Source organism: Burkholderia sp. 22313, assembly GCF_052045245.1.
In the GTDB taxonomy this organism is placed as follows: domain Bacteria; phylum Pseudomonadota; class Gammaproteobacteria; order Burkholderiales; family Burkholderiaceae; genus Burkholderia.
This window is the reverse complement of the sequence record NZ_JBQEON010000025.1, coordinates 64,224-90,156: the sequence shown is the minus strand read 5'-3', so window position 1 is coordinate 90,156 and position 25,933 is coordinate 64,224. Positions and strand designations below refer to the sequence as shown.

The 25,933-nt window shown below is 61.5% G+C and carries 22 protein-coding genes; 7 read left to right on the top strand and 15 right to left on the bottom strand.

What is annotated here, in order from left to right:
- Positions 1 to 6: 6 nt before the first annotated feature.
- The 7 genes from ACTJKF_RS20790 to rfbB form a co-directional block, all read right to left on the bottom strand.
- Positions 7 to 3,726, bottom strand: coding sequence for a glycosyltransferase (locus tag ACTJKF_RS20790; RefSeq protein WP_440625663.1), 3,720 nt, complete (start codon positions 3,724 to 3,726; stop codon positions 7 to 9).
- On the bottom strand, positions 3,726 to 5,201 hold the full coding sequence (locus ACTJKF_RS20785; protein WP_440625661.1) for a methyltransferase domain-containing protein: 1,476 nt from the start codon (positions 5,199 to 5,201) through the stop codon (positions 3,726 to 3,728). Before ACTJKF_RS20785 ends, ACTJKF_RS20790 begins: the two co-directional genes overlap by 1 nt.
- 210 nt (positions 5,202 to 5,411) lie before the next feature.
- Complete coding sequence (locus ACTJKF_RS20780) at positions 5,412 to 6,857, bottom strand: mannose-1-phosphate guanylyltransferase/mannose-6-phosphate isomerase (RefSeq protein ID WP_440625659.1); 1,446 nt, start codon at positions 6,855 to 6,857, stop codon at positions 5,412 to 5,414.
- 221 nt (positions 6,858 to 7,078) lie between these two features.
- The gene (rfbD, locus tag ACTJKF_RS20775; protein ID WP_440625658.1) at positions 7,079 to 7,975 is read right to left on the bottom strand and encodes a dTDP-4-dehydrorhamnose reductase; all 897 of its coding nucleotides are present in this window, start codon (positions 7,973 to 7,975) and stop codon (positions 7,079 to 7,081) included.
- On the bottom strand, positions 7,972 to 8,523 hold the full coding sequence (gene rfbC / locus ACTJKF_RS20770; RefSeq protein ID WP_440625656.1) for a dTDP-4-dehydrorhamnose 3,5-epimerase: 552 nt from the start codon (positions 8,521 to 8,523) through the stop codon (positions 7,972 to 7,974). Before rfbC ends, rfbD begins: the two co-directional genes overlap by 4 nt.
- On the bottom strand, positions 8,508 to 9,401 hold the full coding sequence (gene rfbA, locus ACTJKF_RS20765; protein ID WP_440625654.1) for a glucose-1-phosphate thymidylyltransferase RfbA: 894 nt from the start codon (positions 9,399 to 9,401) through the stop codon (positions 8,508 to 8,510). The genes rfbC and rfbA overlap by 16 nt, the downstream gene beginning before the upstream one ends.
- A gap of 11 nt (positions 9,402 to 9,412) precedes the next feature.
- Complete coding sequence (gene rfbB, locus ACTJKF_RS20760) at positions 9,413 to 10,474, bottom strand: dTDP-glucose 4,6-dehydratase (protein WP_440625652.1); 1,062 nt, start codon at positions 10,472 to 10,474, stop codon at positions 9,413 to 9,415.
- 710 nt (positions 10,475 to 11,184) lie between these two features.
- On the opposite strand from rfbB, the gene ACTJKF_RS20755 reads away from it, so the two are divergent.
- From ACTJKF_RS20755 to ACTJKF_RS20730, 6 genes are read left to right on the top strand one after another with little or no spacing between them, the layout of a single operon-like run.
- Complete coding sequence (locus ACTJKF_RS20755) at positions 11,185 to 12,753, top strand: FkbM family methyltransferase (protein WP_440625651.1); 1,569 nt, start codon at positions 11,185 to 11,187, stop codon at positions 12,751 to 12,753.
- Complete coding sequence (locus tag ACTJKF_RS20750) at positions 12,750 to 13,373, top strand: acetyltransferase (protein ID WP_440625649.1); 624 nt, start codon at positions 12,750 to 12,752, stop codon at positions 13,371 to 13,373. Before ACTJKF_RS20755 ends, ACTJKF_RS20750 begins: the two co-directional genes overlap by 4 nt.
- A gap of 15 nt (positions 13,374 to 13,388) precedes the next feature.
- The gene (locus ACTJKF_RS20745) at positions 13,389 to 14,492 is read left to right on the top strand and encodes a DegT/DnrJ/EryC1/StrS family aminotransferase (protein ID WP_440625647.1); all 1,104 of its coding nucleotides are present in this window, start codon (positions 13,389 to 13,391) and stop codon (positions 14,490 to 14,492) included.
- Complete coding sequence (locus tag ACTJKF_RS20740) at positions 14,492 to 15,526, top strand: glycosyltransferase family 4 protein (RefSeq protein WP_440625645.1); 1,035 nt, start codon at positions 14,492 to 14,494, stop codon at positions 15,524 to 15,526. Before ACTJKF_RS20745 ends, ACTJKF_RS20740 begins: the two co-directional genes overlap by 1 nt.
- Positions 15,523 to 16,560, top strand: a complete 1,038-nt coding sequence (locus tag ACTJKF_RS20735) for a glycosyltransferase family 4 protein (protein ID WP_440625643.1) — start codon at positions 15,523 to 15,525, stop codon at positions 16,558 to 16,560. The genes ACTJKF_RS20740 and ACTJKF_RS20735 overlap by 4 nt, the downstream gene beginning before the upstream one ends.
- The gene (locus tag ACTJKF_RS20730) at positions 16,557 to 17,912 is read left to right on the top strand and encodes a glycosyltransferase family 4 protein (protein ID WP_440625641.1); all 1,356 of its coding nucleotides are present in this window, start codon (positions 16,557 to 16,559) and stop codon (positions 17,910 to 17,912) included. Before ACTJKF_RS20735 ends, ACTJKF_RS20730 begins: the two co-directional genes overlap by 4 nt.
- A gap of 175 nt (positions 17,913 to 18,087) precedes the next feature.
- Here the strand turns inward: ACTJKF_RS20730 and ACTJKF_RS20725 are convergent, their stop codons facing one another.
- Together ACTJKF_RS20725 and ACTJKF_RS20720 are read right to left on the bottom strand one after the other, a co-directional pair.
- Positions 18,088 to 18,837, bottom strand: a complete 750-nt coding sequence (locus tag ACTJKF_RS20725) for an ABC transporter ATP-binding protein (RefSeq protein WP_440625640.1) — start codon at positions 18,835 to 18,837, stop codon at positions 18,088 to 18,090.
- A 10-nt stretch (positions 18,838 to 18,847) separates the two neighbouring features.
- Positions 18,848 to 19,630 (bottom strand): ABC transporter permease, encoded by a 783-nt coding sequence (locus ACTJKF_RS20720; RefSeq protein ID WP_440625638.1) that lies wholly within the window; start codon positions 19,628 to 19,630, stop codon positions 18,848 to 18,850.
- Positions 19,631 to 20,107: 477 nt separating this feature from the next.
- Here ACTJKF_RS20720 and ACTJKF_RS20715 point away from each other — a divergent pair, with 477 nt between their 5' ends.
- Positions 20,108 to 20,947, top strand: coding sequence for a symmetrical bis(5'-nucleosyl)-tetraphosphatase (locus ACTJKF_RS20715; protein WP_440625637.1), 840 nt, complete (start codon positions 20,108 to 20,110; stop codon positions 20,945 to 20,947).
- A 33-nt stretch (positions 20,948 to 20,980) separates the two neighbouring features.
- On the opposite strand, the gene ACTJKF_RS20710 is transcribed toward ACTJKF_RS20715, so the two are convergent.
- The 6 genes from ACTJKF_RS20710 to ACTJKF_RS20685 form a co-directional block, all read right to left on the bottom strand.
- Positions 20,981 to 21,838, bottom strand: coding sequence for a lysophospholipid acyltransferase family protein (locus ACTJKF_RS20710; RefSeq protein WP_440625635.1), 858 nt, complete (start codon positions 21,836 to 21,838; stop codon positions 20,981 to 20,983).
- A 19-nt stretch (positions 21,839 to 21,857) separates the two neighbouring features.
- On the bottom strand, positions 21,858 to 23,144 hold the full coding sequence (locus tag ACTJKF_RS20705) for a dihydroorotase (RefSeq protein ID WP_440625634.1): 1,287 nt from the start codon (positions 23,142 to 23,144) through the stop codon (positions 21,858 to 21,860).
- A gap of 61 nt (positions 23,145 to 23,205) precedes the next feature.
- Complete coding sequence (locus tag ACTJKF_RS20700) at positions 23,206 to 24,237, bottom strand: aspartate carbamoyltransferase catalytic subunit (protein ID WP_044846292.1); 1,032 nt, start codon at positions 24,235 to 24,237, stop codon at positions 23,206 to 23,208.
- A gap of 80 nt (positions 24,238 to 24,317) precedes the next feature.
- Positions 24,318 to 24,845, bottom strand: a complete 528-nt coding sequence (pyrR, locus tag ACTJKF_RS20695) for a bifunctional pyr operon transcriptional regulator/uracil phosphoribosyltransferase PyrR (RefSeq protein WP_440625632.1) — start codon at positions 24,843 to 24,845, stop codon at positions 24,318 to 24,320.
- On the bottom strand, positions 24,832 to 25,281 hold the full coding sequence (gene ruvX, locus ACTJKF_RS20690) for a Holliday junction resolvase RuvX (RefSeq protein ID WP_440625630.1): 450 nt from the start codon (positions 25,279 to 25,281) through the stop codon (positions 24,832 to 24,834). Before ruvX ends, pyrR begins: the two co-directional genes overlap by 14 nt.
- Positions 25,278 to 25,856, bottom strand: a complete 579-nt coding sequence (locus tag ACTJKF_RS20685) for a YqgE/AlgH family protein (RefSeq protein WP_006751106.1) — start codon at positions 25,854 to 25,856, stop codon at positions 25,278 to 25,280. The genes ruvX and ACTJKF_RS20685 overlap by 4 nt, the downstream gene beginning before the upstream one ends.
- Positions 25,857 to 25,933: the final 77 nt, after the last annotated feature.

Here is a 25,933-nt window from a genome sequence, read left to right as displayed (position 1 = left end):
CCTACTTTAAGAATACGCTTCATCGCGCATGAGAATTTTTGCCAATCCGCGAGCACTCTGCGCCCATGTCAGGAACGGCATACCGCGAGACGAAGGCTCCTGCTGCTTCGCTCGGAGTTCTAGCCATGCCTTGATCTCGGTCGCCAGATCGCGGCCATCTTGCGCGGAAAAATAAAATGCATGCTCGCCAGCCACTTCACGAAACACCGGCAGATCGCGCGCAATGATCGCCAATCCATGTTGCGCGGCTTCGATCAGCGGCAAACCAAAGCCTTCACCATAGGACGCCGCGATCAGGCACGAGCTTGCCCCATAGATTTTCTCCAAATAGACGTCCGACGCATTTTCGAGCCAGAACAAGCGGCGCCCCTGCTCCGCGTGTGCCCGCAGGCGGGCGACCACGTCCTCCACCATCCAGCCCTGTCGCCCCACGACGACCAGATTGACATTCTGATTGTCGCGCCACAGCTGCTCAAACGCATCCAGGACCTGAGCATGCCCCTTGCGCGGTTCCAGCGTCCCGACCATCAGGAACGTCGGGGCATTACGCAGGTGTTGAAGCACCTTGCTTCCGTTTGGCGGCATTTCCGAAGACGTCGAGAAATTTTCGATATCCGCCCCGAGATGGAACCAGTCGATCTCGAAGCGGCGTGCGCGATCCGGAGCGTGCGTCGTCAGCCATGACGACAGATCCGTCGCCACGGCCTGCGAAATACACAACGCTCCGTCGTTCTCCGCCACGACATCGAGCCACCCCGTAAATCCATCGGCAGCGCCAGGAACGAAGTACTGGGGGAGCAGCACGCACAGCAAATCGTAGACGACAAACTTGACCTGCACACCCTGCAATCGCATGCTTTGATAAAAAGCCCGCTGCGCCGGAACGACGCGCGGTTGCAGATCCAGGCCGACGAATACGTCTCCTGCCGCATAGTCGATCGGTTCGTCCTGCAGCCAGCCGTCCTCGAACCCCATCAGCCGCGCCGTAAAGTCACGTGCATAGCGATAGGAATCCTTCGTTGTGGCATAAACCGGCTCGACTCGAAAACCGTCAGGAGGAGAATCCAGCCATTCCTTCAGCAGATTGCGCACCACGCGCTGGATCCCGCTTCTGGCATCCACCTGCACGAGTTCGGAGATGTCGACCAGCAATTGCCGCTTGTTGTTGCGCGGAACAAAGCTCCTTGCCGCGCTCAGTGCCCAGGTGCGCAACTGATCGTCGCTGGCCTGACCGGCGCGACGCGCGATTGCGCGAGACAATACGACCGGATTCGCATTCTCGCGGAGATAGAACCGCTCGATGGCATCGCGATACTGTTGCGCACAGACGTCGGGCGCATGGGCGGTTACGATGATGTCCCGCGCGCGCGCGCCCATCCGTTGCCGGCGTGCCGGATCCGAGCGCAACGTTTCCAGCGCATCGACCAGTTGCTCGTCAGTAAACTCGTCCGGCAACATCCATACCGCCTCGCGATCCAGGTCTGCCATGCTTCCGTTGGCATTGACGATCGTCGCCTTGCCATAGTTCATGCAGTCCAGCACCGTCCCGGACGTCTCACCGCGCGACAACGTACGCAACTGGACGCCGACATCGACTGCCGCCAGATACCGGCGGAACATCTGCGCATCGGCCCAACCGGTGATGCGGACTCGACCGCCCATTTGCCGAATGGTACGCGCGAGTTTCTCGCCATACTCGGTCGGCTGATTTTCTCCGACGAATATCAGATGACAAGCCCGATCGCGCGCGAGCGCTGATTGGCCCCATGCACGAAGCAACCGATGATTCAGCTTTGACGGCCCAAGTCCGCCGAACGCGCACACCACGAAGTCGTCCTTGCCAATTCCCAGCGCATCGCGAGCGTCCTCGCCGCTCGACGCGGTACTCGCATCGCGCATGTGGGGAATGACGGTCCAGTCTGCTACGTCCCCGCCATACCAGTGACGGGCCAGCCGCAGTGAATTGGGAGAATGGACGATCACGCCGAGGCCCTTCTGGATCACGCCCAAGCTGCACGGATACTCCCAGACCGCGTCCGCGATATCCGCGCTCAGATGTCGTGCCCTCAGGCCGACGTACCCGTGCGCGTCATACAGTGCCTTGGACCACCCGTCGGAACGGTTCCCGTGAATGGCCATGTGCGCAAGCACGCCCGAGAGAAAGAAATCGTGCAGAACAACGACTCCCGGCACGGCTTCCAGCAGCGGAAACATGTACTCGTGGAACGACGAGTTCCCGAAGTGATAGAGCACCCGATCGTACGAAGCCGCATGCTTGCGCAGCCACGCCGGCGTTTTGACCGAGACTTGCGCGAACTGGTCGGCCCGGATGTCGCGCATTGCGTCCGCATCGACGATTACGTCGATATCGTAAAAGCGCGCCAGTTCCGGCAGCAATTCGGCCGTGTAGTCTGCAATCCCGGTGCGGGCCGGCGGCATTGGCGACACGTAAGCCAGTTTGGGACGTCGCGAATGGGCTTCCGGCTCGCGCGCGTCGGCGAGCCAAGCTTGATGCCGCCGCTCGATTGCATCGAGCGCACACCGCCCGCTGCGATCCCACGAGAACTTGCCTGCCTGGCGCGTTCCGTGTTCGATCAGTGCCTGACGATAGCCCTCGTCCGTCAGGCCACGCTGCATGTGTTGCGCAATCGCGTCGTCGGATTTGGGATCGAACAGCGCTTCTTCCCAGCCAATCACTTCGGGAACGCTCGACGTATTCGCACCGATGACGGGTGCGCCGCAACGCATCGCCTCCAGTACCGGCAAACCGAAACCTTCATGCCATGAAGGAAAGACGAACAAGCGGCACAGGTTGTAAAGCGACAGCAAATCGTCGTCGGGCACAAAGCCCGTGCATACGACATCGTCCGCGTCCAGGCCGACTTGCCGGGCCAGGCGCATCAATGCCTCGCGGCTAGCCGGTTGAATCGAGCAAACGATCGCCAGCTGGTGCGACTTCCTCAATTCGGACGGCAACAATGCGAACGCGCGGATCATGCCTTCAACGTTCTTGCGGTGATCGATCCCCCCCGTATAGAGCACAAACGGTTTCGTCAGCCCGTATTTGCTTCGCAGCGCGGTTTCGCGCTCGGCAGCAATCTGCTCGGGACGGAACCATGCGTCGACATCGGCGGACATGTTGACCGACCATTCTGGCGAGAGATCTAGATGTTCGATCCCTTCCGAGCGAGACGATTCGGAGATGGCCAACCACAGATCCGCGCGTCGAAGATGTTCGATTTTCTCCAGGTACCAATCCTTGAAAAGAGGATTCTCCAGATAAGGCTTGGCGTAGAGGTATGGAATCAGATCGTACAGCGTGACCGCGACCGGAACGTTCGTCTGAAGCGCGTGAATGCTGGTAATCGAATCATCGCCGAAGCCCTCGAAGTAGCTGGCGATATAAATGAAGTCCGGCTGCAGGCTCGTCAGAAAGGCTTCATAGGTCAATTCGCTGGCGTGACGGCGCCAGCGATTAGCTTTATCCGCATGCGCGACGGGCGCTGCCGCATACCAGACGTGAATGCTCCCCGTCGGGAGCAATGCCTCGAACTGCTGGCGCAAGATGCGCGCAGACTCCTCGAACGCGCCATTCAGCGCAAGTACGATTTCGTGGTCGCCGCGATTCCGGATCATCGCCTTGACGATGGACTCGGTGTAACGACCCACGCCGCGATTGCGCGAGTTGAGGCTCTGCGCCCCCTGCATGTCAACAACGATACGCATTATTCAGTGTCCCCATGGTCCGGCGCGAGCGCTGACTTGAGCGCCATATACGCTTCGCGCGCGCGGGGTGTCAAACCGTCATCGTCGATCGGCTTTCTCTGCATCGACTGCGCAGGAGCCCCCACGATGATCCGAACGATCCTCTGCTTCACACCGGGCATCGCACCCAACGCTCGCACCGCCAATCGTCGAAGACGGGGATTGCGATTGACGTACGCGACGCTTCGGAACAGCACACGCCTCATGCCGGATTTGCATGTCCCTTTCGCGCCACGCGCGAACGTGACGGCGCTTCTCAAGGGCGCAGTGACACGCCATGACGTGCTGCCATAGACCGCCTGCAATTGCTCGGCGGCGCGCTGCGCATCGTCCTGGACCCGCCTCAGTTCGCCGTTTACTTGTCCCAGGTCACCCCGGACACGCCCCAGGTCGCTGCGGATCTGCCCCAGTTCATCAAGGGCTCGCATCAGTTCACTGCGGGTGCCGCTCAACTCTTCGCGAATCGAGCCCAGCTCGCCATGAAGGCGCCCCATTTCGCTCTGAGTCCGTTGAATCTGTTCGGCGGCGTGCTCATGCTGCCGGGCGGCTCCTGCCTCGAAACGCGCAGCAAGCCCGTCCAGCGACAGCCCGTAATCGGCATCGAACGCTTCGTTGAATAGTGCTGCGTCGGCTTCACTGCCGGATTTCTGGGCAACAATGGCGTAATCCGGACTTACGCCACCGAGCACATCCAGAAGACGGGCCCGCGCCCCCTCTTCCAGTAACGCAGGGGACTCCTGCAGTCGAAGTCGCTTGACTCTGGCAAATCCAGCATGCTCGCCCACGAAACTGAGGAGTTCGGAAGGAATCGGTCGAACGTGGCTGGGATCCAGATAGAAATTGCAGCCCGCGACGACGATATTTTCCGGGTTCGGCGTCTCGAGAATCAATAGACCACCCGGCTTCAGTACGCGCAACGCTTCGCTGACGATTCTTCGAACTTGCTCAAAGGGCACATGCTCGACAACGTGAAACGCCGAAACGAGCGCGTGACTATTGGAATCGAGCGCAGCAAGATACTCGATAGCATCGCCCTGAAATACCGACAGACCGCGCTCCCGACATGCTTCCAGCATATCGCCATCGAGGTCCATACCGACTGCGGCGAACCCCGATTCGCCCACCAACTCCAGCCACTCACCGCGACCGCAACCCAAATCGAAGGCTTTCCCGCCCGGATGGAGCGTCGCAAGGGGCGCAATAAACGGCCGGTATTTCGCCAGCCGACTTTTGATCAGTTCCCTTGAGCCTCGATGCTGATCTTCAAACGCGCGATAAAAGCTATCCACTACGACAAACTCCTCACCATCGTCCAGCAGCCAGGCCACATCGACGAAATTATCCACCACCGACAAGCAGAACCGCGAGAAGCGCGGCTCCTGAATCAAGTTGACGTCATCGGTGATCGCGTTCCGGGCGCGGCCCGGCGCTCTCACGCATGTGCTTCACGGCAACTTGCCTGCATACAAGTGGACGATGTGTCGACATCAGACCCTCGACACGCCTGCGCCGCGAGCAGGCCATCGTTGGTCAAGAACGGCACAGCCGCGCCAAGCCGGGAATGTCCGTACGTGGACTGGAATTCCCGCTTGGCGCTTCACACCACGAGCCCCGCTAGATTCGAAGGGCTGGCATGATTCCCGACATCAAGCCCGGCCGTATACGTCTTCGAAGCGAACGATGTCATCTTCGCCGAGATATTCGCCGCTCTGCACTTCGATCATCACGAGGTCCAGCACGCCCGGATTCTCGAGGCGGTGCTTGTGACCGGCGGGAATGTAGGTGGATTCGTTGGTTCGAACGAAAATTTCCTGGTCGCCGTTGACGACCTTGGCCATCCCGCACACGACGATCCAGTGCTCGCTGCGATGATGGTGCATCTGCAAACTGAGACTCGCGCCCGGCTTGACTTCGATGCGCTTGATCTTGAAGCGCGGGCCTTCCTCCAGCACCGTGTACGTGCCCCATGGGCGGCTCACCGTACGATGCAGTTTGTATGCATCGTGATTCTGCTTCTTCAGGCGGGCTACCACCTGCTTCACGTCCTGAGCGCGATCGGGATGCGCGACCAGCAGCGCGTCCGGCGTATCGATGATCATCAGGTCGGCCACACCGACTGCCGCCACGACGCGATCCGGGCTCTGCACGTACGTGTTTTGGCTGTCGACGAAGATCGCTTCGCCCACGGCGCGATTGCGGTCCTGGTCCGGCGCGACCAGTTCGCGCACCGCACCCCATGAGCCGATATCGCTCCACCCGAAACTGGACGGCACCACGACCACGTTGGACGAACGCTCCATCACAGCGTAGTCGATCGAGATGTCGGGCATTTTCTGGAATGACTCGGCGGGAATCTCGAGCATCTGTGCCGATCCCTTGTCCGATTGCAGCGACGCCCAGCATTCATCGGCCGCCGTCGCAACGTCCGGGGCATGGCGAGCCATCTCGTCGAGAATCACACCAGCCTTGAAACAGAACATGCCCGAGTTCCACAGGTAATTACCTGCTGCGACATATTCGGCAGCCTTCACTGCGTCGGGTTTTTCGACGAAGCGCAGCGCCACGCGGCCGTTCCCGACCCGATCCCCAGCCTCAATGTAGCCAAAGCCCGTGTCCGGCCCCGTCGGCACGATGCCGAACGTCACCAGCTTGTCCTGCTTCGCAAGTTCGATCGCGCTCGCGACCGCGGCCGCGAATCCCTGCTGATCCTGGACCAGATGATCGGCTGCGAGCACGAGCATCAGCGCGTCGCGCCCGTACTTCTCCGCAACATGATGCGCCGCCATCGCCACGGCGGGCGCCGTGTTGCGACCGGTCGGTTCGAGCATGAATACACCCGACTGCTGATTGCCGAGCGCGGCATAGCCGAACTCGTCCTTGCTCATGAAGTAGTAGTCGCGGTTCGTGACCGTCAACAGTTCTCCGCGCTCGGATTCCCCGTCATTGCCGATCGCCGCTGCCGCCCGGCGGTAGGTTTTCACAAGCAAGCTTTCACCATCCGCAAGTTTCATGAACGGTTTGGGATGCCCTTCGCGGGAAACTGGCCACAGTCGGGTGCCAGCACCACCGGACAGGATGACGGGAATTAACATCACATACACTCCAGAGATTTAGGATCCGTTGGCGAGACCAAAGCCTTCGCCATGTGTCTCAATACACCACCGGCATCGGTGTCAGCCGGCCAAACCGGACCAAAACGCGAATTATAGCCGGCGAACTACTTTCCCCGGAAACGGCCGGGGGCGCCCGGAACAACCGCCGGGAACGGCCCGGACATTCGGATGGGCCAACCGACGGAGGTCGCCATGACCTCTCATTCGCTCAAACACAGTTCCAATGCATTGCGCCAGTCCGGCATCCGCAAGCCGAAGACTTCTGCCAGCTTTTCCAGCGCCATCCTCGAATTGGCCGGCCGCTTGGCAGGCGTCGGATAGTCCGCCGTGGAAATCGGCACAACCCTCGGCGCATGAGAACCCATGGCGATATCGAATATCGCTTCGGCAAAGCCGCACCAGGAGGTCGCCCCCGCAGAAGTAAAGTGATAGACGCCGGTCCGGTGCGCCCACCAGTCAGTGTCGGGCGACGCGATGCCCTGGGCGAGGATGTGCGATGTCGCGGCGGCGATGGTCCCGGCCCAAGTCGGGGCGCCGATCTGATCCGCGACGACCCGCAATTCCGGACGCTCTGCACCGAGCTTCAGCATCGTCAGCAGGAAGTTCCTGCCGCGTCGGCCATATACCCAGCTCGTCCGCAGAATCAAATGCGCACATCCGGTCGCAGCGATCGCCCGCTCACCCTCCAGCTTGGCCGCCCCATATGCGTTCAAGGGATTCGGCGTGTCGGTTTCGACATACGCGGCCGCTTTCGTACCGTCGAACACATAATCGGTCGAGTAGTGAATCAGCGTGCCACCGCTACGTGCTGCTTCTTCAGCGAATACGCGCGGTACGTCGACATTCAGGCGTCGCGCGAGGTCGACCTCGCTCTCAGCCTGGTCCACCGCTGTATAAGCGGCCGGGTTCACAATCAGGGTCGGCTTCAGATCTCTCACGAAAGCGCGCACACGATCAAGATCGGAAAGATCGAGCATCGACCGGTCACACGGCACAACGCGGCCGAGCCCCTGGAGCGATCGCAACAGTTCGAAACCAACTTGGCCGGTTACCCCGGTTACGAGAATCGTCGGCTCTTGCGCTGTATTCTGTCTCAAGCGTAGACCTCGGCTTCACTGAGCCGTGCGCCTGCGGCATCTTTGGCCGCCAGCAACGGTTCCATATCGATCGGCCATTCGATCCCGATCTCCGGATCGTTCCACACGATACAGCGCTCGTGCTCGGGATACCAGTAGTCGGTCGTCTTGTACAGGAACTGCGCAGCATCGGACAGCACGACGAAGCCATGCGCGAAACCGGGTGGAACCCATAGCTGCCGATGGTTCTCGGCCGACAGCACGACTCCGACCCACTTGCCAAAATTCGGCGAACTCTTGCGGATGTCGACCACGACATCGAATACCTCCCCCTCCACGACGCGCACAAGCTTCCCCTGTGCGTGCCGAACCTGATAGTGCAAACCGCGCAGCACCCCTTTGGCGGAACGCGAATGATTATCCTGAACGAATTCAACACCAGCCGTCACGTGCTCCGCAAACTCCCGCGCGTTGAAGCTCTCATAAAAATAGCCCCGCGCATCGCCGAACACCTGCGGTTCGATGATTTTGACTTGCGGCAGAGCCGTTTCCGTTACTTGAATTGCCATGCGACCTGATCCGAAAGGACGTGTTCGAGATAACGCCCGTAGCTGTTCTTTGCCAGCGGTACGGCAAGCTTGCGCAACTGATCCGAATCAATCCACTGCCTGCGATAAGCGATCTCTTCAGGACAGGCCACGACAAGCCCCTGCCGCTTCTGCAATGTTGCGATGAACGTCGCCGCATCGATAAGAGAATCGTGCGTGCCGGTATCAAGCCACGCGTAGCCGCGCCCCATGATCTCCACGTCGAGCTTGCCGTCAGCGAGATAGCGGGAATTCACGTCGGTGATCTCGAGTTCGCCACGCGCCGATGGCTTGATATCGGCGGCAATTTCACACACCTGGTTGTCGTAGAAGTACAGGCCGGTCACCGCATAGTTCGAGCGCGGCACGACCGGCTTCTCCTCGATCGACAGCGCGCGAAATTCCTTGTCGAATTCGACGACGCCGTAACGCTCGGGATCCTGCACGTGATACGCGAACACAGTCGCGCCCGACTCCTTCGCGTCCGCACGCTCGAGTTGTTTCGCCAGATCGTGCCCGTAGAAGATGTTGTCACCGAGAATCAGCGCCGACGGATCGTTGCCGATGAAATCCCGGCCGATGATGAACGCCTGCGCGAGCCCGTCCGGCGACGGTTGCACCGCGTAGCGAATATTCATCCCCCACTGGCTGCCGTCGCCAAGCATCGCTTCGAAGCGCGGCGTATCCTGCGGTGTCGAGATGATCAGTATGTCGCGGATCCCGGCCACCATCAGCGTGGACAGTGGGTAGTAGATCATCGGCTTGTCGTACACCGGCAGGAGCTGCTTCGATACGACATGCGTGATCGGATACAGGCGAGTGCCGGACCCGCCCGCGAGAATGATGCCTTTACGTGCCATTGGCCATGCCCTCAAGTGCGCTGCGCGTAATTCGTCTCTACCCACTTGCGATATTCACCGGACACGACGTCGTCGACCCACGCCTGATTGTCGAGATACCAGTGCACCGTCTTCGCCAGACCCGTCTCGAACGTCTCCAGCGGCTTCCACCCCAGTTCGCGCGCGAGCTTACGCGCGTCGATCGCGTAGCGGCGGTCGTGACCGGGGCGATCCGTCACGTAGGCAATCTGGTCACGATAAGAGCCCGCTGTTTTCGGACGCGCGCTGTCGAGCAGGTCGCACAGCGTATGCACGACGTCGAGATTCTTCTTCTCGTTCCAGCCGCCGACGTTGTATGTCTCGCCCGGCGTGCCGCGTGCAAGCACCTCGCGAATAGCGCTGCAATGATCGCCGACGTACAGCCAGTCGCGCACGTTCTGCCCGTCGCCATAGATCGGCAGTTCCTTGCCCGCAAGCGCGTTCGCGATCATGAGCGGAATCAGCTTCTCGGGAAACTGATATGGGCCGTAGTTGTTCGAGCAGTTCGTCGTCAGCGTCGGCAGGCCGTACGTATGGTGATAAGCACGCACGAGATGATCGGAGCCGGCCTTCGTCGCGGAGTACGGGCTGTTCGGCGAATACGGCGTCGTTTCCGAGAATTGAGGATCAGTCGGGGACAACGACCCATATACCTCGTCGGTCGACACGTGCAGGAAGCGAAATGCGGCCTTGTCGGCATCACTCAGCCCACTCCAGTGCGAGCGCGCTGCTTCGAGCAACGTAAACGTGCCAACGACATTGGTCTGCACGAAATCGGCTGGACCATGGATCGAACGATCAACATGGCTTTCTGCGGCGAAGTGCACGACGGCGCGCGGCTGGTGCTCGGCAAACAGTGCATCGAGCGCAGCACGATCGCAAATATCAACAAGCGCAAACACGTGTTTCTGATTGCCACCCAGCGACTGCAGCGTGCTCAGATTGCCCGCATAGGTCAGCTTGTCGACATTGAGCACGGGCTCATCATTGTGGTGCAGCCAGTCGAGAACAAAGTTGGCACCGATAAAACCCGCACCGCCCGTCACCAGGATCATGAGACTTCCTCTATAAATGTGCAGCATCCCGGTCGGGTGCTCGCCGCAAGGCACGTTGCGGACGGCAACGCTCGGGGCCGCGTCAGGCCCGGATTTTAACCGGTCACCGCGGGTGTCAAAGTCAAGAAATGCGAATTTCGGGACGGAATGGAAGATTATAAGAAGTCGCACCTTGCAAGCGCCATACTTATAACAAGTCGAAACAACGTTCCGGCCCTGCATCGCCGAGTAAAAAATTCCGACAGATCAATGGGTTGAAGCGACCGAAAGCGATTGATCTGTCGGACGTCGAACTCGATAGGGGATGATCGAGCCGGGGTGATCTATGCCACGCCCGCTCGCGAAACGCTTCTCCGCAGTCCGAATTCGCGCGCGGCGTACGCGCTCCGGGACAGCCCCACGTCCGCCGACGCATTGCTAAGGTGCAGTACACCGCACCAATCGCAGTCGAGACAAGCATGGTGATGTGTGACCAGAGTGTGACACTACTCATCAGACAGCACGTTTGGAGTTCACCCTAACATGATGAGATAATTATTATTTTATAGGTGCGCCGTGCTGCGCGGCTGCTGATCGGTATCCTGATGCGCTCACAAACAGGGCATGCCGTGCATGGCTCGTCGGGCGCGCCAGTCCAGAATATCGAATGCATTCCCGTCGACCCAATCGAAAGTTTGCAGGCTCCTGACACGCCGAATCGGGATTTCCCAATGAGAAAAAATCTGAGGCTGGGCGCTGATGTTGACGTCGCCTTTGCATCAATACCGAAACCAGCTGCGCCACCCCGTTCACACGATGCGGTGTCAGGAGACGCGCCCGGTTCCTACTCCGCCCATCCAGACGAAAACGGCGCCAGCGCATCGCCGGTTCCCACGCGCACCAGCAGCCGGCAAGCGGTGAAGAAACTGCTGCGGCCGCTCGCGCAGGCTGCATACAGACTTCTCAAGCCAGCTATCCGGCCGGTCGCGCTCAGGGCACGGCGATATCTGCTCGCAGACCTGCAACAGGACTTGCGCCAGGAAATTCATCACTCGCTCTCGGTAAGCCTGAACAGACTGGAGGATGTTCGCCACCAGATCCATCAGGACGTCGTCGCGTCACAGTCGGCGATTCATCAGGAGTTGCAGAAGGCGACAGTGCAGATGGTGCAGGAGTTGCAGAAGGCGACAGCGCAGATGGTGCAGGAGTCGCAAAAGGCACAAGCGTCAATTCAGCGAGACGTGTCGATGGCCCGACAGGCGGTCGGCCGAGAAATTCAACAGGCGACGTCGGCGACCTCGCAAGAAATACGTGACACACAAGCTCCCCTCCGCGAGGAACTGCTTGCCGCACATCAGGAGGCGCTCGAACTCCAAAGCCTGCCCCTTCTCGCGATCGAGCGAACAGCGTCCGAAACGACGCAACGGCTCGACGAGTGGTTCGGCAACATCAGCCCCAAGCTGGACCGCATCGAGATTTACAGTCAGGCGACTGCTCGCCGCGTCGCGGTCAACTGCGGCAATGGCGCCGTACTTGTCAGAACGGAGGCCGGCTTCGCGCTTTGCGGCGAGAACGATCACGCGCTGCTCGCCTGCCTGCTCGAAAGCGGTGAATTGGAGCGCGGCACGCGACTGCTCATCGAAAAGTTCCTCGAGCCGGGGGACTGTTTCGTCGACGTTGGCGCGAATATCGGGCTGCATACACTTGCCGCCGCACGGTCGATGCAAGGTCAAGGGAAGATCATTGCATTCGAGCCCTTTGGTCCGACCAAGGCGCTGCTCGAACGGTCAGTGTGGATGAACGGTTTCTCGTCGCTGGTGGAGATTCATCAAGCCGCCGTCTCCAACGAGACGGGGCATCACAAGCTGTTTCTCGGTGCGACAAGCGGCCACCATTCCCTTTTCCCGCTAGACGAGCGCGCGAGCACGGACGCCGAGCCAGTCGAAGTCTCCGTCGTCAGAATAGATGACATCATTCCGGCGACACAGAAGGTCGACCTTCTGAAAATCGACGCGGAAGGGGCCGAACTTCAAGTCATCGAATCCGCGGCCGGACTCATCGGGCGCAATGCCGAACTCGCGATCATCGTCGAGTTCGGCCCGACGCACCTCGAACGAACGGGAATCGCGCCCACCGACTGGTTGAACACCTTTGCGGCGCACGGCTTGCAATATCGAGCCATCAACAGCGTTTCCGGCAAGCTGGAGCACTGGTCCATCGAAAATCTGCTCGCATGTGATTCGATCAATTTGCTGTTCAGTCGAAAAGATGCGGGCGTTTGGGAAAGGTTGGAAGCATGACGCAGGAAATCGTTGTCGTTGGTGCCGGAGGGCATGCAAAAGTCTGCATCGAGCTACTTCACGCAGCTGGTGAGAGCGTGGCTTACTGCATCGGCGGAGACGACAGTCCGGAGAAATGCCTCGGCATTCCCGTGCTGAAGGGCGATGAACATCTGGAGACACTGAGGCGCGACGGGTACACGCGTGCATTCATCGCCATCGGTGCGAACAGGCTCCGAGGGCGACTCGCGACGCTGGCGTTGAGCCACGGTTATACGCTCGTCAACGCGATCAGTCCGTTGGCGACGATCTCGCCGACTGCAACAATCGGTTCGGGCATCGCGATCATGGCAGGCGCCGTGATCAACGCGGAAGCGAGCATTGGCGATCTCTCGATCCTGAATACCGGAGCAACGGTCGATCACGATTGCCGGATCGGGCGCGCGGTGCATATCGCGCCTCAAACTGCACTCGCCGGCAACGTCGTAGTCGGGGATTATGCGTTCCTCGGCATCGGTACCAAGGTCATTCCGGAAATCGTCATTGGTGAGCACGCGATCATCGGCGCCGGCGGCGTTGTGATTAGCGATATCTCCGACGGGTGCACCGCTGTCGGCGTGCCCGCCAAGCAAATAAAGTAAACAGGAATATTCGATATGCAGCGAATCATGGTAGCCCAGCCGAAGATGGCCGGAAACGAGCGCAAGTACGTTCTCGATTGCCTCGATACGAACTGGATTTCCTCGAACGGAAAGTATATTCCGGCCTTCGAAGAAGCATTTGCGAAATTCTGTGGCGTCAAGCACGCGATTGCGGCAAACAACGGCACGACCGCCCTTCACCTCGCGCTGGTCGCTCTTGGTCTGCAGCCCGGTGACGAAGTGATCATCCCGACGGTCACTTATATCGCCACGGCAAACGCCGTTCGCTACTGCGGCGCGACCCCGGTGCTCGTTGACGTGAGCGCCGACACGATGAACATCGATCCGAACGATATCGAACGCAAGATCACCCCTCGGACCAAGGGCATCATCCCCGTTCATCTGTATGGTCACCCGGCCGAAATGGACGCTGTCAACGAGATCGCGAAAAAGCATGGCTTGTGGGTGGTCGAGGACGCCGCCGAAGCTCATGGCGCAGAAGTGCGTGGCAAGCGTGTCGGCAGCTTGGGAACCTGCGCAACATTCAGCTTCTTCGGCAACAAGATCGTCACGACCGGCGAAGGCGGCATGGTCACCACAAACGACGACGAGCTCGCAGCGAAGTTGCGCCTGTATCGTGGCCAAGGGATGGATCCCAAGCGCCGCTACTGGTTTCCCGTCGTCGGCTACAACTATCGGATGACCAACATTCAGGCTGCGATCGGGCTCGCCCAGATGGAAGGCATCGACAAGGCGCTCGGTGAGCGAGAACGCCTGGCAGGCTGGTACAACGAAGCGTTGAACGAATTGCGCGACCAGCTCGTCCTGCCGTCCGAGGCTTCATGGGCCAAGCAGGTGTTCTGGATGTACAACGTGTTCCTGCGCGAAGGCGACGAGCAAAAGCGAGACAGCGTCATGCGAAGCCTGGATGAAATGGGCATTGAAACGCGCCCGGTGTTTTATCCGATGCACGTACTGCCGCCTTATCTGGAGGAGTCGACCTATCCAATCGCGGATCTGTGGTCGCAGCGCGGCATCAACCTGCCGACGCATCAGGATCTCACGCGGGCCGACGTGCAACGAATCGCGGCCAGCCTACATCAGATCCTGGCCGGCTAATGAAGATCGCACTTGTCTCATCGTTTGTGCCATTCATCAACGGCGGCTACAGAAATATCGTCGAGTGGCTTCAGATCATGCTCGAAAGACAGGGACATCGCGTCGAGCGTGTCTACCTGCCGGAGACGGATGCTCCCGAACTGCTATTCAAGCAGATGATGGCCTATCGATGGGTCGATCTGGACGCAGCCGACCGAATCATCTGTTTCAGACCGCAAGCACATCTGATTCCTCATCGGCACAAGATCGTGTGGTTCATCCATCACCTACGCGCATTCTATGATCTGTGGGACTCACCGTACCGGGGGTTCCCTGACGATCCAAAGCATCGTGGCATGCGCGACGCGCTGCGGCAAGTCGACGACGCGGGTCTGAGAGAGGCAAAGGCAATCTTCACGAACAGTCACGTCGTATCCGAGCGCCTGGACAACTACAACAATGTCGCAAGCGAAATTCTGTACCCGCCGGTATTCGAGCCAGAGCGCTTCTACTGTGCTGGTTATTCGAACGACATCGTATGCATCTGCCGGTTCGAACATCACAAGCGGCAGCACCTGCTAGTCGAAGCAATGCAATATGTCACGACGCCCGTCCGGCTCCGCCTTTTCGGTAAAAGCGGGTCACCAAGCTACGCACACGACCTCCAGCGAACTATCTCGACCCGTACTCTCGAAGGGAAGGTCGTGCTGGAGGACCGCTGGATTTCCGAGGACGAGAAGATCGAACTCCTCGCACACTGCCTCGCCGCTGCCTATATCCCGGTCGATGAAGATTCGTATGGCTATCCGAGCGTGGAGGCGAGCCATGCCGAAAAGCCGATCCTGACCGTCTCCGACTCGGGCGGCGTGCTGGAACTCGTGCACGACAACGTCAACGGCTATGTAGTGGACCCCGATCCCAAAGCACTCGCTCAAGCAATGGACCGGCTTTACCTCGATCGAAACAAAACGATCCAAATGGGCAAAGCAGCACCCGAGCGCCTGAAGGCGCTTAACATCTCCTGGGAGCATGTGCTTCAAAGGTTGCTCGCATGAAGGTGCTCGTCGTTAACAATATGGCTCCGTTTGTCTGGGGCGGCGCAGAAGAACTGGCAGTGCATCTGCAACGGAATCTGGTGATCGCTGGTCACGACGCCGAAGTGCTCCGCATTCCGTTTCGATGGGAGCCTGCAACGCGCATTCCGTCGCAGATGCTGATGGTGCGTGCGTTCGAATTGTCGAACGCGGACCACGTCATCGCACTCAAGTTTCCGGCATATCTGATTCGCCATCACCGGAAGTCGCTCTGGCTGCTGCATCAGTACCGGCAAGCGTATGACCTGTTCGACGCAGGTCAGACCAATCTTCCTCCTGGTCCGGAAGGGGACGCGTTGCGCGAGACAATTCGCAACGCGGATAACGAAAGCTTTGCGGAAAGCCGCCGCATCTTCACCAATTCGACAGTGACTCAACGTCGGCTCAAGCAATACAACGGCTTCGACGCCGATGTCTTGCTTCCGCCAGTCAACGACCCGGAAATGTTCCCGGGAGGCGCGCCCGAGGGTTATGTGTTCGCGGGCGGCCGCGTGAACGGCATGAAGCGCCAACATCTCCTGCTCGAAGCGCTAGCGATAACTGACCGTTCCGTTCGGCTCGTCATCGCCGGTCCGCCGGACACGCCCGAGGACGGCACGCGACTGCATCAGCTCGTCGAGCGACTTGGCCTTGCCGATCGCGTGAAGCTCGACTTGCGCTTCCTGCCGCGCGATGTGTATGCCACTTACATCAATCGGGCCTCGGCCGTGGCCTATCTGCCGTTCGACGAAGATTCGCTCGGTTACGTAGCCATGGAAGCCGCGACGGCAGGCAAAGCGCTCATCACGACAGACGATAGCGGCGGCATTCTCGGCCTCGTCAAGCATAACGAGACCGGTTGGGTTGCTCAACCCGAGGCCGGTTCGCTCGCCAGCGCAATGCACGCCGTCGTTCAGAACGCCGCACGAGCACAGACTTATGGTCAGGCGGCCAAGACGTTGTGGGAGAGCATGGGCGTGAATTGGCCGCAAACCGTGGAGGCGCTTCTGCAATGAAGCTCTTGATTTTTACGCCGGCGATCAAACGCTCGGCAATCGGGCGCATGGCGTCATTGATAGTGCGAGAGCTTGTTGCACAAGGTCACGAAGTAAACATCGTGCGAACCGAGGCAGTCAGATTTCTCGGCCATCCGATGCACGAATTCAGCGCACCGGTCATTGCGTGGAATGAATTCGCAAGCGTGCAGGAAGCCGCTGCGTCTGCGGACATGTGCATCTATCAGATCGGCAACAGCTACGATTTCCACGAGGGTTGCCTGTATTGGGCACCGAACGCGCCGGGTATCGTGTGTCTTCACGATTTCTACGTAGGACATCTGTTTTACAGCTGGGCGCAGTCACGGCTACCCGAGGCCGAGGCCATCCTGAAGCACTGGTACGGAGACGCAGCCGCCGCACGCTTCTTCACCTACACCAACAGCGGCGCTTTCATCGACGCGACGTGCGCAGGGTCGCCGATGACCGAATGGATCTGCTCGATGGCGCTCGGCGTCGTCACGCACAGTTCGTGGGGATGCGATCGCGTACTGAAATCCTGCCCTGGGCCAGTCAGTGTGGCTGCACTCCCGTATGATGCACCGACCGCTCACGTCGAACGGCACCCGCCTCACACGGACAATGGCCGCATGCAGGTCCTTACCATCGGGCACGTGAATCCGAACAAACGGGTCGAAAGCGTTATCAAGGCGATCGGGTCGAGTTCAACACTCCGAAACAACATCACGTACAAGCTCGTAGGCCATGTGCAGCCGGAGACGGTGCTGTCGCTGTCTCAAATGGCGCGCGGCTACGGCGTGAATCTGGTTATCGCGGGAGAAGTCGACGACACGGCGCTTGCACAGGCGATTGCCGAGAGCGACGTCGTGAGCTGCCTGCGTTGGCCGACGCTCGAAGCAGCGTCCGCATCCGCGATCGAAGCAATGCTTTATGGAAAGGCCGTCATCTGTACCGATGCTGGTTTCTATTCGGAGATTCCCGACGAGTACGTCCTGAAGGTGTCGCACAAGAATGAAATCAGCGACATCTCATCTAGCCTGACGGCGCTGATTCGCGATCGGGAGAAAATCCGGACGATCGGCGAAAAAGCACGGCGCTGGGCCACCGAGACTTTCTCTGCCGCGCTATACGCGCGCTCATTGACGGACATGACACGGCGCACGCTCGTTGCGAAACCGATCATCGATGCATGTCATTCGATCACGGAAGTTGCAAGGCGCTGGTCCGCGACAATCGCGAACCCACTTCGCGAAGAAGACTTGGCGGCGCTGAAGATCTTCAGCGAGCGCCCTGCGGTAGAGGTTTCGCCGACATGGGTCGCGCCGCAACGCGACAAACTGCCAGTTGCCTGAGCCATTCGTTGCGGGCTTACCAGCCCGCAACGAACAGTTCGACCGATCGCCCGATGGGCATTTTGTCGAGACAGCGTTGATCCAGCGGGACACTGCCGAAATAATTCGGCGTCACATGTAGCAGGTATTGCCGGCACTTCCGAACACGTACGTGCCGGCCCTCCACCGCCATGTGTCAGGCCGTTGTCGCCTCATAAGCCGCCACGACATCTTCCGTCGGCCCGAAAGCGCGTACACGGCCGCGTTCCATCCAAAGCACCTTGTTGCACACTTTGCGGATTTCTGAGTTCGAGTGCATCGCGAGCACAACGATTTCCGCCCGACTATGCAAATCGGCCAGTCGCGCTTCAGCCTTGTGCATGAACGATGCGTCACCGACTCCCATCACTTCGTCGAGCAGCAGGATTTCGGCATCGACCGCTGTCGACACTGCGAACGCAAGCCGCACCTTCATCCCGCTGGAGTACGTACGAATCGGCAGGTCCAGATAATCGCCGAGTTCGCAGAAGTCAGCGATTTCGCGCTGCTTCACACGAATCTCCGCCTCAGACATGCCGAGCAATAGGCCTCTAAGCCGAATGTTCTGCATGCCGGTCGAGTTCTCGTCCATGCCGAGGCCGATATCGAGGAGCGGCACCACTTTTCCTTCACGCAACAACTGGCCCGACGACGGCGGATAGATGCCCGCCATCGCACGGAGCAATGTCGATTTCCCCGCCCCGTTGTGTCCAATCAGACCAACGCGATCGCCACGCTCAAAACGAAAACTCACGTCGTCGAGCGCCCGCACGACGATCACGCCGTCGTTGCCCTCGGCGATCCTGTTGCGACGCCCCATGTTGAGCACCTGCTTCTTGAGCGAGCGCCCCTGCACGTCGAAGATCGGCAAATCGAGCGTTACGCTCTGCAATTCGATAAACGCCATATCGTCTCTCTCAGACCCAGTACGGAATGCGCTTCAGATAACGCCCAGTCATCAACATGGCGAGGGGCCACCCGATCGCAGCCATGCCGACCGTCACACCCCAGGTCAATTCGCTGGGCATTTGCCCGATCAACGGGCCGCGCACGAGGTCGATCAGATACGCGAGCGGATTCCACTCGACAATGAAAGAGAAGCGATTCAGCGCATCGGGGCGAAAAATGATCGGTGTCACGTAGAACGCAACCTGGAGCAATGCGCTCACGATCTGAGGCAGATCGCGAAAACGCGCCGACAGCAGGCCGACCACCATCGCGATCCATGTGGCGTTCAGGACATACACCAGCAGTGCCGGAATGAACACCGGCAACGTCTCCCAACTCTTCACGCCGTAGATCGCCAGCAGCGCGATGACGATCACGAAGTTGTGGGCAAGGACGATCAGATTTCGCCACACAACCTGCAGGATATAGATCAGTTTCGGCGTGGCCATTTGCCGAATGTAAGGTGCGCTGCTGATATACGCGGTGCTGCCTTCCACGATGGTCGTCGAAAACAAGCCCCACAGCACGATGCTGGCAGCAAGAAACGGCAGATATTCGTTGATCTTCTGCCCGAACAACGTGCCATAGACAACGCCGAGCGACGAGATCATTACACCCATACTGATCGTGAGCCAGAACGGCCCCAGGCGCGAACGCGCATAGCGTTGCCGAATTTCAAGCCAGCCGAGCAGGGTCCACAACCGCCACGCCGTGATGCTTTTCTTTAGGTCCGCAAGTGAAAGGGTCAGCATGCAAGCTTTTAAAAATGAAGGAATAGGGGCGCAAGACAGAATCGTCGACCATGTCAGAGCACCCGGCACGTCAACGAGTCCACGCCTGGCCCGGTACGACAGCAGCCAATGGGTCAGGCAAGACCACACGAATCGGATTATGTGGCGTCCCGACGAGTACAGGACAAGCACACCTTGAACATTGCCACGCCCGCAAGGGCAACATCTCCCCGAGTCGCCTCAGGCCCGGCATTTTACCCGGTCGCCATGTCCGCCAGAGTCATCTGATGGTAATTTTCACGCGGAAACCGACAATTATAAGAAGCGGCCGGACCCAAAAGCCATGCTGCTAACAACTTGAAACAGCGCCGCCCACGCGTATCGCCCGCAGGAACAAGTGCATGGCCGACCTATTAGTGTCGGATGTAATTTTCCGCGCGGCCCCATTTTGGCCGGACTTTTGCTACCGTACGCTTAACCGTGAACGCCCACGAACCCATGCCCCCTCCTCCCATTGCCATCGGCGACATCCAAGGCTGTCATTTAGCTTTCCAGTCATTGCTCGAAAAGCTTTCAGCTCCGGCTGACACCCCGCTCTGGATCGCCGGCGACGTCGTCAACCGCGGCCCCGATTCCCTCGCCGCACTGCGCGCGCTCGTCGACCTCGGCCCGCGCGCGACGGTCGTTCTCGGCAATCACGACCTCCACCTGCTCGCGGTTTCAGCGGGCATCCGCACCGAACGCCCGGGCGACACCATCGGCGAAATCGTCGACGCCCCCGACGCCGAAGCACTGCTCGACTGGGTCCGCCACCGCCCGTTCGCGCACTTCGAACACGGCATGCTGCTCGTCCACGCGGGCGTACTGCCGCAATGGGACACCACGCTCGCGCTCGAACTCGCCGACGAACTGCAACGCGCGCTGCGCGCGCCGGATTGGCGCGAAACATTGCAGCACCTATACGGCAACGAACCGAATCAATGGAATCCGAACCTGAAAAAACGCGACCGGATGCGCGTCGCGTTCAACGCGTTCACGCGCCTGCGTTTCTGCACGCCCGACGGCGCGATGGAGTTCAAGGCGAACGGCGGCCCCGACAGCGCGCCGCCGGGCTACCTGCCGTGGTTCGACGTGCCGGGCCGCCGCACGGAAGACGTGACGCTCGTGTTCGGCCACTGGGCCGCGCTCGGCCTGATGCTGCGCGACAACGTGGTCGCGCTCGATTCGGGATGCGTATGGGGAAATCAGTTGTCGGCCGTGCGCCTGACGGCCGATCCGTCCCAGCGCACGGTCACGCAGGTGCAGTGCGAAGCGGGCCGCACGCCGGGCGGCGAATAGCCCGCACGCAACGCGCGCGGACGAAATGAAACATCACCCCTCCCGCCCCGGCACCGGCTCCTCGGCCGCCGCGTCGCCCGCGGCTGCGGCACCGACCTCGGTCGCCGGATACGCGTGCCGCTCGAGTTCGGCCAACGCGTCGGGCGACGGCTTGCCGACTTTCGCCTGCATCGCCTCGAGCGCGGCCGCGATCGCGTCGCGCGCGGCCGCCGACGTCGTGCGCCGGTCACCGCCCGGCGCGATCGGCTCGCACACGTACAGGTGCGCGACGAGCGGACCACCGCGCAACACCATGTCGAGCGACATGCCGAGCGACAACTCGCCGGTATAGGCCGGCGCGACCGACTGCCGCCGCTGCGCATCCTCGTACATCAGGCAGATCGGCTGCACCGGGCAACCGGCCGACACCGCGGCCTGAAACAGGTTCGCATGGAACGGCAGCAACCCCTGCCCATCGGACGTCGTGCCTTCCGGAAACACGCACATCAGCCCGCCGTTGCGCAGGCGCTCGGCCATCTCGTGCATGATCCGCATCGCCTCAGTGCGCTTCTCGCGCTGCAGGAACACGGTATCGAGCTTCTCGGCGAGCCAGCCGACCACCGGCCACTGCCGCACTTCGGCCTTCGACACGAACGGCGTCGGCCGCCATGCGTTGACCGCGTAGATGTCGAGCCAGGACACGTGATTGCCGACCACGAGCGCGCTCGCGTCAAGCCGCGCGCCGTCGTTGTGCACGACGAGACGCATCCCGCAGATCCGCAGCATCTTGAGCGTCCAGCGGCGCGTCATCTCGGCGCGGCGCGCGGGCGTGACATGCGAAAAGCGCAGCGCGACGATCGCCATGCCGCGCAGCAGGTGAAAGACGAGACGCAGCTTGCGAAGAGCGATCATGACGAGGATCCGGCGTGGTTCAGTGGCGCTCGAACGCGACCTGCCCGGCCACGAGCGTCGCGCGCACGCAGGCCGGCAGTTCGTAGCCGAGGAACGGCGAGTTATGGCCCTGGCTCTTCAGCGCGCGCGGCTCGACGCGCCAGTGCGCGCGCGGGTCGAACACGCACAGGTCGGCCGCGCCGCCTTCGGCCAGGCGGCCTGCCGGCAACTGCAGCACGTCGGCCGGCGCGGCCGTGATGCGGCGCAGCGCGTGCGCGAGCGGCGTGTTCGTTTCATCGGCCCACTTCACCGTCAGCGACAGCAGCAGTTCGAGCCCCGTCGCACCGGGTGTCGCTTCGGCGAACGGCAGCAGCTTCTCGTCGTCGTCGACGGGCGTGTGATCGGAACAGATCGCATCGATCGTGCCGTCGGCGAGCGCCACGCGGATCGCCTCGCGATCGCGCTCGCTGCGCAGCGGCGGATCGAGCCGGAACTGCGAATCGAAGTAGCCGATGTCGACGTCGATCAGATGCAGGTGATTCACGCCGACGTCGCACGTCACGGGCAGCCCCTCGGCCTTCGCTTCACGCACGAGCGCGAGGCCGGCCGCCGACGACAGGCGTGCAAGGTGCACGCGCGCGCCCGTCACGCGCATCAGTTCGAAGATCGTGTGCAGCGCGATCGTCTCGGCCGCGACCGGCACGCCGGACAACCCGAGCCGCGACGCGAGCGGGCCGCTCGCGGCCACGCCGCCGCGGCCGATGAACGCGTCGAGCGGACGCAGCCACGTCGTGTAGCCGTAGGTGCTCGCGTACTGCAGCGCGCGCAGCAGCACCTGCGTGTCGCGCACCGGCACGTTCGCGTGCGTGAAGCCGACGCAGCCCGATTCGGTCAGCGCGACCATCTCGGTGATCACTTCGCCCTTCAGGCCGACGGTGAGCGCGCCGAGCGGATGCACGTTCGCCTGGTGCAGGTTGCGCGCGCGGAACTTGAGCATCTCGACGAGGCCCGGCTCGTCGAGCACGGGGTCGGTGTCCGGCGGGCACACGAGGGTCGTGACGCCGCCCGCGACGGCCGCGGCCATCTCGGACGCGAGCGTCGCCTTGTGCTCGTAGCCGGGCTCGCGCAGCCGCGCGCACAGGTCGACGAGACCGGGCGCGACGATCAGGCCCGACGCGTCGATCGTCTGGTCCGCGTTGAAACCGGCCGGCGCCGTACCGGCCGGCGCGAGCGCGGCGATCTTGCCGTCCGCGACGAATACATCGGCCTGCCGTTCGGTGCCGGCGACCGGGTCGATCAGCGTGCCGCCTTGGATATGAATCTTCATGCGCTGTCTGTGAATGCGTTGATTGCGTTGAATGCCGGGATAAGGATGCGCGAAAGCAGGCTCAGTCGCTGTTGCCGGCGACGATGCCCATCACGGCCATCCGCACGGCGATGCCGAACGTGACCTGGTTGAGGATCACCGATTGCGGACCGTCGGCGACCTGCGAGTCGATCTCGACGCCGCGGTTCATCGGGCCGGGGTGCATCACGATCGCGTCGGGCGCGGCGAGCGCGAGGCGCTCGGGCGTCAGGCCCCAGGTCTTGAAATATTCCTGCGCGGACGGCAGCAGCGCGCCGCTCATCCGCTCGTTCTGCAGCCGCAGCATGATGATCACGTCGACGCCCTTCAACCCTTCGTCGAGGTTGTGGAACACCTTCACGCCCATCTGCTCGAGACCGCCCGGCAGCAGCGTGCGCGGGCCGATCGCGCGCACTTCCGGCACGCCGAGCGTGGTGAGCGCGTGGATGTCCGAGCGCGCGACGCGCGAATGCAGGATGTCGCCGACGATCGCCACGCGCAGCTTCGTGAAGTCGCGCTTGTAGTGGCGGATCGTGTACATGTCGAGCAGGCCCTGCGTCGGGTGCGCATGACGGCCGTCGCCGGCGTTGATCACGTGCACGTGCGGCGCGCAGTGCTCGGCGATCAGGTACGGCGCGCCGCTCGATGCGTGGCGCACGACGAACAGGTCGGCATGCATCGCCGACAGGTTGTTGATCGTGTCGAGCAGCGACTCGCCCTTGCTCGTCGACGACGCATTGATGTTCAGGTTCAGCACGTCGGCCGACAGGCGCGTCGCGGCGATCTCGAAGGTCGTGCGCGTGCGCGTCGAGTTCTCGAAGAACAGGTTGAACACCGACTTGCCGCGCAGCAGCGGCACCTTCTTCACCTCGCGGTCCGTCACGCTGACGAACTGCTCGGCCGTATCGAGGATGTGGTTGACGATCGAGCGCGGCAGGCCCTCGATCGACAGCAGGTGTTTCAGCTCGCCGTTTTTCGTGAGCTGCGGGTTGCCCTTCAGGAAACCGTAGCGGAACCGCTCGGGGCTCGCGGCCGCCGCGGGATTGCCGGTGCGGCCAGTGGTGTCGGTGGTCATGGTGTGCGTGATTCCAACTATGCAAACGGGCCGCGGCACGAACCGGCGGCCCGGGATACGGTTTCGGTTTCGCGTTTCGCTCAGGCGCCGCGCGCCGCGCTGTGGGCCTCGATATGCAGCGTGAGCTGCGCGGCTTCGTCGCGCGCGAGCACGAGCGTCGCATCGGCCGGCACGTCGAGCGTGCCGCCCGCGAAGCGCGCGGCGACCGGCAGTTCGCGGCCGCCGCGATCGGCGAGCACCGCGAGCTCGACCGCGGCCGGACGGCCGTAGTCGAACAGCTCGTTGAGCGCGGCGCGCACGGTGCGGCCGGTGTACAGCACGTCGTCGACGAGCACGATGCGCGCGCCGTCGACCTCGAACGGCAGCGACGTCGGGCTCGCCTGGCTGTGCAGCCCCTTTTTCGCGTAGTCGTCGCGATGCAGCGCGACGTTCACGACGCCGAACGCCGGCGCGCCGAGATCGCGCGCGAGGCGCTCGGCGAGCCAGGCACCGCCGCTGTAAATGCCGGCGAGCCGCGGGCCGCCGGGCTCGGCGAAGGCCGTGCCGTAGGCGTCGCGGATCTGGTCGAGCAGGACGCGGTAGAGCGCGTCGGCGTCAATGGGGCTCATGGTCGGACAATTGATCGAGATACTGTTGAAGGATCACGCGCGCGGCCTCGGCATCGAGTATCTCGGCGCGGGCGCGGCCGCGCACGTTGCGCTCGCGCAGCCCGGCCTCGGCCTCGACCGACGAATAGCGTTCGTCGACCCACGTGACGGGCAACCCGAAACGGCCGTTCAACTGGTTGCCGAAGCGCTTCGCCTGTTGCGTCATCTCGTGCGGCGTGCCGTCCGGATGCATCGGCAGGCCGACGACGAGCGCGTCCGGCCGCCATTCGGCCAGCAGTTCGCCGACCGCGTTGAAGCGGTGCTCGCGGTTCAGGTTGGGAATCACGACGAGGGCGCGGGCCGAGCGCGTCAGCGCATTGCCGATCGCGACCCCGATCCGTTTCTCGCCGTAGTCGAACGCCAGGAGCGTCGCATCGCGCGCGCTCGCGCCGCTCATGCGTGCCCTGCTTCGCCGGACAGCATCGACGAGCTGACGCCGAGCAGGCCGAGCGCGGCTTCGAAGCGCTCCTCGGCCGGCGTGTCGAACACGATGCGCGGATCGGCGGCGACCGTCAGCCAACCGTTGCGGGAGATTTCTTCCTCGAGTTGCCCGGCGCCCCAGCCGGCATGGCCGAGCGTCAGCAGGAAGCGTTTCGGGCCGGTGCCCGTCGCGACCGCCTCGAGCACGTCCTTCGACGTCGTCATCTCGAGCCCGCCCTCGACCGACATCGACGAGTTGTAGTTCGCGCCCTCGACCGGCTCGTGCAGCACGAAGCCGCGCTCGGTCTGGACCGGGCCGCCGAAGTACACGGGAATGTGCAGCAGCGGCTCGATGTCGAGCTTCAGGTCGATGCGGTTGAACAGCGATTCGAGGTCGATGTCGGTAGGACGATTGATGACGAGGCCGAGCGCACCGCGCTCGCTGTGATCGCAAAGATAGACCACCGTTCCCGAAAACGTCGGATCGGCCATGTTCGGCATGGCGATCAGGAACTGGTTGGTGAGATTGATGCGATCGGAAGGCTTTGACATGGTTTGAATTTTAGCAAAGACGCCGCGACCTGACCGGGCCGCGATCAACAAGCAACGCCGCACGACGCTGGCAACGA

Bases quoted from the DNA above. Each gene is read 5' to 3' on its own strand.
- ACTJKF_RS20710 (WP_440625635.1), bottom strand. From the start codon at position 21,838: ATGATCGCTCTTCGCAAGCTGCGTCTCGTCTTTCACCTGCTGCGCGGC.
- ACTJKF_RS20700 (WP_044846292.1), bottom strand. From the start codon at position 24,237: ATGACCACCGACACCACTGGCCGCACCGGCAATCCCGCGGCGGCCGCG.
- rfbC (WP_440625656.1), bottom strand. From the start codon at position 8,523: ATGGCAATTCAAGTAACGGAAACGGCTCTGCCGCAAGTCAAAATCATC.
- ACTJKF_RS20750 (WP_440625649.1), top strand. From the start codon at position 12,750: ATGACGCAGGAAATCGTTGTCGTTGGTGCCGGAGGGCATGCAAAAGTC.
- ACTJKF_RS20780 (WP_440625659.1), bottom strand. From the start codon at position 6,857: ATGTTAATTCCCGTCATCCTGTCCGGTGGTGCTGGCACCCGACTGTGG.
- ACTJKF_RS20705 (WP_440625634.1), bottom strand. From the start codon at position 23,144: ATGAAGATTCATATCCAAGGCGGCACGCTGATCGACCCGGTCGCCGGC.
- ACTJKF_RS20740 (WP_440625645.1), top strand. From the start codon at position 14,492: ATGAAGATCGCACTTGTCTCATCGTTTGTGCCATTCATCAACGGCGGC.
- ACTJKF_RS20745 (WP_440625647.1), top strand. From the start codon at position 13,389: ATGCAGCGAATCATGGTAGCCCAGCCGAAGATGGCCGGAAACGAGCGC.
- ACTJKF_RS20755 (WP_440625651.1), top strand. From the start codon at position 11,185: ATGAGAAAAAATCTGAGGCTGGGCGCTGATGTTGACGTCGCCTTTGCA.
- rfbA (WP_440625654.1), bottom strand. From the start codon at position 9,401: ATGGCACGTAAAGGCATCATTCTCGCGGGCGGGTCCGGCACTCGCCTG.
- ACTJKF_RS20735 (WP_440625643.1), top strand. From the start codon at position 15,523: ATGAAGGTGCTCGTCGTTAACAATATGGCTCCGTTTGTCTGGGGCGGC.
- ACTJKF_RS20725 (WP_440625640.1), bottom strand. From the start codon at position 18,837: ATGGCGTTTATCGAATTGCAGAGCGTAACGCTCGATTTGCCGATCTTC.
- ACTJKF_RS20730 (WP_440625641.1), top strand. From the start codon at position 16,557: ATGAAGCTCTTGATTTTTACGCCGGCGATCAAACGCTCGGCAATCGGG.
- ACTJKF_RS20720 (WP_440625638.1), bottom strand. From the start codon at position 19,630: ATGCTGACCCTTTCACTTGCGGACCTAAAGAAAAGCATCACGGCGTGG.
- ACTJKF_RS20790 (WP_440625663.1), bottom strand. From the start codon at position 3,726: ATGCGTATCGTTGTTGACATGCAGGGGGCGCAGAGCCTCAACTCGCGC.
- rfbB (WP_440625652.1), bottom strand. From the start codon at position 10,474: ATGATCCTGGTGACGGGCGGTGCGGGTTTTATCGGTGCCAACTTTGTT.
- pyrR (WP_440625632.1), bottom strand. From the start codon at position 24,845: ATGAGCCCCATTGACGCCGACGCGCTCTACCGCGTCCTGCTCGACCAG.
- ACTJKF_RS20715 (WP_440625637.1), top strand. From the start codon at position 20,108: ATGCCCCCTCCTCCCATTGCCATCGGCGACATCCAAGGCTGTCATTTA.
- ruvX (WP_440625630.1), bottom strand. From the start codon at position 25,281: ATGAGCGGCGCGAGCGCGCGCGATGCGACGCTCCTGGCGTTCGACTAC.
- ACTJKF_RS20685 (WP_006751106.1), bottom strand. From the start codon at position 25,856: ATGTCAAAGCCTTCCGATCGCATCAATCTCACCAACCAGTTCCTGATC.